We start from the raw sequence: 5,538 nt of genomic DNA, 5'->3' as shown, positions 1-5,538 counted from the left end.
GACGATGACCACGGGGCTGTGCGCCCAGTAGGCGGCGGCAATCGCGGTGACGGCATTGCTGATGCCGGGGCCGTTCTGGCCGATGACCACGCCATGGCGGCCCGAGACGCGCGCATAGCCGTCGGCCATGTGACCGGCGCCCTGTTCGTGGACGACGGGAATCAGGCGGATGCCGGCGGGCGCGAAGATGTCCATCGCGTCCATGAAGGCGGAGCCCATGATGCCGAACATCTCGGTGACGCCGTTGGCGGCCAGCGTTTCGACAAAGGCTTCGGACGGGGTCATCGCCTGCGGACCGAGGCTGACGGCGGTGGCATGCGGGGCGGAAGTGGCCGGATCTTGCTCGCTCATGGTGTCTCCAGTTAATTAAACGGAACGAAATGTTCCAAATAAGATGAATGAGACGAATGTAGGGCGAAATTAGACCGCGGTCAACCCACAAAAACAATTAACGGAACGATTTGTATCTAAAAAATAATGACGTTATCATGTGATATGCGTTCGTGATCGCGTTCGAACAGGAGGATGGAAGTGACCGATATCGTGACCAGCAAGCCGGATCGCATGGTGGACGCGCACAGCGTGTTCGGCATCGATGTCGATCTGAAAGTGCCCGCCTTCAGCAAGCGAGACGATTACGTTCCGGATATCGACGAGGTCTATCGCTTCAACACCGAGGTGACGTTGGCGATTCTCGCCGGCTTCATGTGCAACCGGCGTGTGATGGTTCAAGGGCTGCACGGCACAGGCAAGTCGTCTCACATCGAACAGGTGGCCGCGCGCCTGAATTGGCCGTGCGTTCGCGTCAATCTGGACGGCCACATCAGCCGGCTCGATCTCGTCGGCAAAGATGCGATCGTCGTGCGCGACGATCATCAGGTGACTGAGTTTCAGGAAGGGATCGTGCCTTGGGCGTTGCAGCGCCCCGTCGCGCTGATCTTCGACGAATACGATGCGGGTCGCCCCGACGTGATGTTCGTCATCCAGCGCATCCTCGAAACCGACGGCAAGTTCACGCTGCTCGACCAGAACCGCGTGATTCATCCGCATCCGTGTTTCCGGCTGTTCGCGACGACCAACACCGTCGGACTCGGCAATCTCAACGGGCTCTATCACGGCACGCAGACGCTGAATCACGCGCAGATCGACCGCTGGAACGTCGTCGCGACGCTGAACTATCTGTCGCGCGACGACGAGCGGGCGATCGTGCTCGCGCGTGCGCCCGAGCTCGACGACGCAGCAGGCCGCGCGCTCGTCGAATCGATGGTCAGCGTGGCCGAACTGACGCGCAAAGGCTTTGCGGCAGGCGATCTGTCGACGCTGATGTCGCCGCGCACCGTGATCAACTGGGCAGAGAACATCAGGATCTTTCGCGATCCGGGCCTCGCGTTTTGCCTGACGTTCCTGAACAAGTGCGACGAAGCCGAGCGGCCGGTCGTCGCCGAATACTTCCAGCGCGCGTTCGGCAAGGAACTGGTTTCGTTCGAAAGCGGCAACGCGCTCAACCTGGCAACGACATGAAGTCGTCCGATCGCGAAGCGGCCCGGCGCGCTGCGCGCGGCGACGCGCTGCGTGCAGCGACCGTGCGCGCGCTAACGGGCGATGCCGCCTTGCATTACAGCAACGGTCGACTGTGCCGGAACATGAAGCCGCTGCCCATTCATGCGCCGCATTTGCGCACCGCGCCTGCGGAGGATACGTTCGCATCGCTGCGCGGTGCAGCGGATGGCGCGGCATTGCGGTTACGGCATTCCGATGCCGAACTGCATCGTCGGCTGCTGCCGGAGGGTTCCGTTCAACGGCTGCTATTCGAGCTGCTCGAACAGTTGCGCTGCGAATCGTTGTTGCCCGAAGGCATGCCGGGGCTTGCGCAGAATCTTCGGAGCCGCTTCGAAGCGTGGTCGCGCGACATGCATCGCTCGAGGATCGTCGACGGACATCTCGGATTGCTGCTCTATACCGTTGCGCAGATGTGCTGGTCGCGTCTGTCGGGTTGGCCCGTGCTGGAGGAAACGGAAGGTCTGATCGAAGCGACGCGGGCTTCCGTTGCGCCCGTGATCGGCGCGCCGCTTGTCGGCATGCGGCGCACGCGCAGCGATCAATGCGCATTCGCGGAACACGCGCTCGAACTGGCGCGGCAGATCAGCGAGATGATCGACGCCGAACGCGCCGCGCTGCCCGACGAAGCCGAAGATCAGCAAGACGACGAGGCGGCGCGCAATGCGATCTCGCTCTTTCTCGACTTCGAAGACGGTGACGAGGAAGGCATCACGCTTGCGCACACGGGCGAGAGCCGCGTGCTGCGAGCGTCGGAGCAAGGCTATCGCGTCTTCACGACCCGCTACGATCGCGAGTCCTGTGCGGGAACGCTCGTGCGCAAGGCGCTGCTTTCAGAGTATCGCGAACGCCTCGACCAACGTATCGGCGCACAGGCACTCAATGTGCCGCGTCTCGCGCGCGCGTTGAAGGCCGCGCTCGCCGTGCCGCAGCGCGACGGCTGGTCGTTTGGCGAAGAGCATGGACGTATCGACGGAAGGCGGCTCGCGCAACTCGTCAGCTCGCCCGCCGAGCGGCGTCTGTTTCGCCTCGAACACCACACGTTGATCGCCGAATCGATGGTGAGCTTTCTGATCGACTGCTCGGGCTCGATGCGAGCGCAGATCGAACCCGTCACGATGCTGATCGATGTGCTGACGCGGGCGCTCGACTCGGCGGGCATCGCCAGCGAAGTGCTGGGCTTCACGACAGGCGCATGGAACGGCGGCCGCGCGCGGCTCGACTGGCTGGCGCAGGGGCGGCCGCGTCATCCGGGGCGGCTGAACGAAGTGAGCCATCTCGTGTTCAAGAACGCGGAAACGAGCTGGCGACGCGCACGTGCTGATATCGCCGCTCTGCTCAAGGGCGATCTCTTTCGCGAGGGCGTGGACGGCGAAGCTATCGAGTGGGCGTGCAACAGATTGCGCGCGCATCCTGTGAACCGGCGCATCCTGATCGTCGTATCGGACGGCAGCCCGATGGACGCCGCGACCCATCAGGCCAACGACGTTTACTACCTCGACAATCATCTGAAGCAGGTGATAGGCGAGCAGCGGGCGGCGGGCGATGTCGAAGTGCTGGGGCTCGGTATCGGGCTCGATCTCAGTCCGTACTATCGGCATTCGCTCGCCGTGGACCTTTCGGCGCCGCCTGACATGACCTTGCTTGCCGAGATCGTGGGCTTTATCGGTGCGGGCGGACGGCGCGGCAGATAGCGTCAGATAGGCGCTACGCGACAAGCCGCCAGACGGAGGTCAACACGAGCTGTCCGCCGATGATCACCAGCACGCCGAACGCAACGCGTCGCGTCATCACGCCTGACAGCGGCGGCGGTCGATGACGCGCCGCCAGTGTCGCGAGGCTGACGACGGGCAGCGCGATCGCTGCCTGTATCCAGATGGCCGAGTTCAACTGGCCCGTCGATGCACTGAATGTCGTGCGGATCGCGGCAGTCTCGCCGAACAGAACGATTAGCGCGCAGCGGATCTGCGTGACGGACAGGGGCTGTCGATAGAACTGATAGATGAGTGGCGGCCCCGATATGCCGAACATGCCGCTCAGCAGCCCGCCGAACACACCGCTCATGAAAAAGCCGCGATTACCCGACCGCTGTTCGAGTGGCGCGGGCCGCAACGCAGAGCCGATGCCGCCATACAGCACGACGATGCCCAGCAGCAGATGCAGCACTGCCGATGCAGCGGCGCTCAGGTAATCGAGTAGCGCGACGCCCGCAATCACGGAAGGCACGATGCCGAGCGTGGCAGCGCCCACCGCGCGCCAATCGACGTGATGCAGCTTGCCGGGCAGGGCGATCGAACAGTTCGCGAGCGTCACGACGCTGACGAGCGCAGCCACGCTTGCAACGGGCGCGAGGTTCGTTCCGCTTGCGACACCGATCACGATCATGCCGAGCCCAAAGCCCGTCACGGTCTGGAAATAGCTTGCGGCGCCCATCAGCGCCAGAAGAGGAATCAGCTTGTCGAGGGTCATGATGGGGGCATGTCCCCCCTGACACCTGCTTTCGAATCATGATGATGCGTGTTCATCTGCGGGCAGGACTCCGAGCGCTGCATGTGCCTGTACGCAGGTTACTGCAATCACGTAGTAAATATCATCCTCGCTGCATCCGCGCGAAAGATCGTTGGCGGGTTTTTGCAGGCCTTGCAGCAAGGGCCCGATCGCCTTCGCGCCGCCGATGCGCTCCGCGAGCTTGTAGCCGATATTGCCCGCTTCGAGACCCGGAAAGATCAGCGTGTTTGCGTGACCTTCGACCTGCGAATGATGAACCTTGCGCATCGCGATCTCGGCGACGATCGCGGCGTCGAGCTGCACGTCGCCGTCGATGGCCAGATGCGGGCGTGCTTCCTTGACGAGACGCGTCGCCTCGACGACCTTGTCGACGGCGGCATGGTGCGCGCTGCCGCTGGTGGAGAACGACAGCATCGCCACTCTGGGCTCTTCCATCAACAGGGCACGGGTGCTGTCAGCGGCGGCCATCGCGATTTCGGAGAGCTGCACGGCGTCGGGTTCGACGACGAGCGCGCAGTCCGAAAAGATCAGTCCGCCCTTCATCGTATGGAAGGGCTCGCACAGCATCATCAGGAAGAAACTCGACACGAGCTTGAACGACGGGCGAACGCCGATGATCTGAATCGCGTTGCGCACGACGTCGGCCGTGGTGTTGACTGCGCCCGCGACCGATCCGTCAGCGTGCCCGAGGCGCACCATCAGATTCGCGAAGCAAAGCGGATTGAGCACTTCCCGCTGCGCCTCGTCGCGTGTCATGCCTTTCTTGCTGCGCAGCGCGAACAGTTCTTCGGCGAATTGCCGGGAAAGAGGCGAGGTCGCGGGCGTGACAAGCTCGATGCCGGTGAGATCGATGCCTTCTTTCTCTGCGGCTTGCCGGGTTGGCCCAGTGTCGCCGACCAGCACGATACGGGCGATACCTTCCTGCGTCGCGCGCTGTGCGGCGCGCAGCACGCGCGCGTCCTCGGACTCGCACAGCACGATACGCATGGGCGATTGACGCGCGCTCTCGATGATGCGGTAGATGGGCTTCATGGCTGCGATGGGCTGTGATGGTACAAGCGGCGTTCCCGGCACAGCCTGAAGTTGCCGGGGAACGCCGCGCTGCGGGAGCGCTCGTTCAGACGTAGTCCTTGTACTTGTCGAGCAGGCGCACGGGTCTGGACAGCGCGTCGCGGCGGAACGGATCACCGAGTTCGCGCGTGCACATGATCTCGACGATCGTGGTCTTGCCGTGATTCATCTGCAGGTCGATCGCCTTCTTCAGTGCCGGGCCGACGTCCTCGAGCCGGTCGACGACGATGCCCTCGGCGCCCATCGCCTTCGCGATGCCCGCGAAGCTCGGATTGTCGAGCTCGCCGGCGACGAAGCGGCGGTTGTAGAAGTCCACCTGGTTCTTCTTTTCCGCGCCCCACTGCCGGTTGTGGAACACCACAGCCGTCACGGGGATGTTGTGCCGCACGCAGGTGAGCGTCT

General features: G+C 63.4%; 6 protein-coding genes. 2 read left to right on the top strand and 4 right to left on the bottom strand.

The features are described 5' to 3' along the window. A partial coding sequence (locus GCT13_RS46850; protein ID WP_265335354.1) for a thiamine pyrophosphate-binding protein occupies positions 1-351 on the bottom strand: 351 nt, incomplete at its 3' end. 174 nt (positions 352-525) lie between these two features. Between GCT13_RS46850 and GCT13_RS46845 the strand changes: the two genes are divergently transcribed. Together GCT13_RS46845 and GCT13_RS46840 are read left to right on the top strand one after the other, a co-directional pair. After that, entirely contained in the window at positions 526-1,521 is a 996-nt protein-coding gene (locus GCT13_RS46845) for an AAA family ATPase (RefSeq protein WP_152768356.1), read from the top strand. Further along, the gene (locus tag GCT13_RS46840; RefSeq protein WP_152768355.1) at positions 1,518-3,251 is read left to right on the top strand and encodes a cobaltochelatase CobT-related protein; all 1,734 of its coding nucleotides are present in this window, start codon (positions 1,518-1,520) and stop codon (positions 3,249-3,251) included. Before GCT13_RS46845 ends, GCT13_RS46840 begins: the two co-directional genes overlap by 4 nt. A gap of 13 nt (positions 3,252-3,264) precedes the next feature. Here the strand turns inward: GCT13_RS46840 and GCT13_RS46835 are convergent, their stop codons facing one another. From GCT13_RS46835 to GCT13_RS46825, 3 genes are all read right to left on the bottom strand, one after another. Further along, positions 3,265-4,026 carry a sulfite exporter TauE/SafE family protein gene (locus GCT13_RS46835; protein WP_152768354.1) on the bottom strand — a complete coding sequence of 254 codons (762 nt, stop codon included), beginning with the start codon at positions 4,024-4,026 and terminating at the stop codon, positions 3,265-3,267. 36 nt (positions 4,027-4,062) lie between these two features. After that, on the bottom strand, positions 4,063-5,097 hold the full coding sequence (gene pta / locus GCT13_RS46830; protein WP_152768353.1) for a phosphate acetyltransferase: 1,035 nt from the start codon (positions 5,095-5,097) through the stop codon (positions 4,063-4,065). Positions 5,098-5,182: 85 nt separating this feature from the next. Next, the coding region (locus tag GCT13_RS46825; RefSeq protein WP_227747397.1) for a thiamine pyrophosphate-dependent enzyme at positions 5,183-5,538 on the bottom strand (356 nt) is incomplete at its 5' end.

It is taken from the genome of Paraburkholderia franconis (genome assembly GCF_009362735.1).
GTDB classification, from domain to species: Bacteria; Pseudomonadota; Gammaproteobacteria; order Burkholderiales; family Burkholderiaceae; genus Paraburkholderia; species Paraburkholderia franconis.
This window is presented reverse-complemented; position numbering and strand designations above follow the sequence as displayed.

Bases quoted from the DNA above. Each gene is read 5' to 3' on its own strand.
- pta (WP_152768353.1), bottom strand. From the start codon at position 5,097: ATGAAGCCCATCTACCGCATCATCGAGAGCGCGCGTCAATCGCCCATG.
- GCT13_RS46840 (WP_152768355.1), top strand. From the start codon at position 1,518: ATGAAGTCGTCCGATCGCGAAGCGGCCCGGCGCGCTGCGCGCGGCGAC.
- GCT13_RS46845 (WP_152768356.1), top strand. From the start codon at position 526: ATGGAAGTGACCGATATCGTGACCAGCAAGCCGGATCGCATGGTGGAC.
- GCT13_RS46835 (WP_152768354.1), bottom strand. From the start codon at position 4,026: ATGACCCTCGACAAGCTGATTCCTCTTCTGGCGCTGATGGGCGCCGCA.